Origin of the sequence: Mesorhizobium sp. WSM3859 (assembly GCF_002295065.1) — a bacterium.
GTDB lineage: Bacteria > Pseudomonadota > Alphaproteobacteria > Rhizobiales > Rhizobiaceae > Mesorhizobium.
The window spans coordinates 615,001-616,819 of record NZ_NSGG01000003.1; the positions used below are offsets into that span (position 1 = coordinate 615,001).

General features: G+C 56.0%; 1 protein-coding gene, 1 tRNA gene and 2 rRNA genes (1 of these 4 cut by a window edge). 3 read left to right on the top strand and 1 reads right to left on the bottom strand.

Annotated elements, in window-relative coordinates:
- The 3 genes from CK230_RS09925 to CK230_RS09935 all read left to right on the top strand — a co-directional run.
- Window positions 1-850, top strand: a 23S ribosomal RNA gene (locus CK230_RS09925) (it extends 2,030 nt beyond the left edge of the window).
- A gap of 287 nt (window positions 851-1,137) precedes the next feature.
- Window positions 1,138-1,252: ribosomal RNA gene (gene rrf / locus CK230_RS09930) — 5S ribosomal RNA — on the top strand.
- Window positions 1,253-1,560: 308 nt separating this feature from the next.
- Window positions 1,561-1,637: transfer RNA gene (locus CK230_RS09935), tRNA-Met, on the top strand.
- Here the strand turns inward: CK230_RS09935 and CK230_RS33435 are convergent.
- A partial coding sequence (locus tag CK230_RS33435; protein WP_210201472.1) for a hypothetical protein occupies window positions 1,616-1,819 on the bottom strand: 204 nt, incomplete at its 5' end. The two genes, CK230_RS09935 and CK230_RS33435, sit on opposite strands and share 22 nt — an antisense overlap.

Consider the following 1,819-nt stretch of genomic DNA (forward strand, 5'->3'; position numbering starts at 1 on the left):
GGGGTTCCTGCGGTTAGACGGAAAGACCCCGTGCACCTTTACTATAGCTTTACATTGGCATTCGTAGTGGCATGTGTAGGATAGGTGGTAGGCTTTGAAGCCTGGGCGCCAGCTCAGGTGGAGCCACCCTTGAAATACCACCCTTATTACTATGGATGTCTAACCGCGGCCCGTTATCCGGGTCCGGGACAATGTATGGTGGGTAGTTTGACTGGGGCGGTCGCCTCCTAAAGAGTAACGGAGGCGCGCGATGGTGGGCTCAGAACGGTCGGAAATCGTTCGCTGAGTGCAATGGCATAAGCCTGCCTGACTGCGAGACTGACAAGTCGAGCAGAGACGAAAGTCGGTCATAGTGATCCGGTGGTCCCGCGTGGAAGGGCCATCGCTCAACGGATAAAAGGTACGCCGGGGATAACAGGCTGATGACCCCCAAGAGTCCATATCGACGGGGTTGTTTGGCACCTCGATGTCGACTCATCGCATCCTGGGGCTGGAGCAGGTCCCAAGGGTATGGCTGTTCGCCATTTAAAGCGGTACGTGAGTTGGGTTCAGAACGTCGTGAGACAGTTCGGTCCCTATCTGCCGTGGGTGTAGGAATATTGAAAGGATCTGTCCCTAGTACGAGAGGACCGGGATGGACGGATCTCTGGTGGACCTGTTGTGGCGCCAGCCGCATCGCAGGGTAGCTATATCCGGACGGGATAACCGCTGAAGGCATCTAAGCGGGAAACCCACCTTGAAACGAGTATTCCCTGAGAACCGTGGAAGACGACCACGTTGATAGGCCGGGTGTGGAAGAGCGGCAACGCTTGAAGCTTACCGGTACTAATAGTTCGATAGGCTTGATCGTTCTCATTACTTATATCCATCAAGGCGCAATCCGAAGGATTGTCGCCATTCTCACTCACGCTTGTTCCGCCCTCACGGGCGGCGCTACGTGGGTGCGGCGCAACAGCGCCGACGGTCGGTCGACCTTGCGAAGCTTCGCTTCGAAAGGCGCCAGGCTGAAAGGAACATCCAGGGCACAACAAAGACCAGCGAACAGCCTAGAGAAAGCAGCAAATAGGGTTCCCTATTGGCTACTCACTATTGGCTATTCGCTCAAAAAGCTTCTCGATTGAACATGCGTTTTGCCGACCTGGTGGTTATGGCGGAGCGGCTGCACCCGATCCCATTCCGAACTCGGCCGTGAAACGCTCCAGCGCTGATGGTACTTCGTCTCAAGACGCGGGAGAGTAGGTCGCTGCCAGGTCTGCAAAACGCATGTTCACCCTCACATCCGGACCAAGCTCCGGAGGGAAATAAATCTTCTCTCTACGATCTTAGTGATGCATGTCGTTGGCTCAAAACCGCTAGGCACTTTTGAGCGACATGCATAAGGCCCGCCAACGGGACCCCGGGCCGCGAAAGCGGCCCTTTCATTTGGTGAGCCATCTACCTATCTGTAGGCCAGCCTATCCATAGGCGTGCGCTTACGTCCAAGAACGCAAGCAAACGCTTGCTCGTAGTCGCAAGCAAACGCTTGCTCATAGTCGCAAGCAAACGCTTGCTCGTAGGTGACGCGGGGTGGAGCAGCCCGGTAGCTCGTCAGGCTCATAACCTGAAGGTCACAGGTTCAAATCCTGTCCCCGCAACCAGATACAAGAACAGCCCGGCTCAATCCGGGCTGTTCTTGTATCTGGCTGACGGTGGCCGGCTGATTTGAACTGTCATCAGGGGCCCGCAAGGAGGCAAAGCCGACGCCGCGGGACAGAAAAGCTAAATCCTGTCCCCGCAACCAAACAAACGCCCGCGAAAGCGGGCGTTTTGCTTTTTGGCC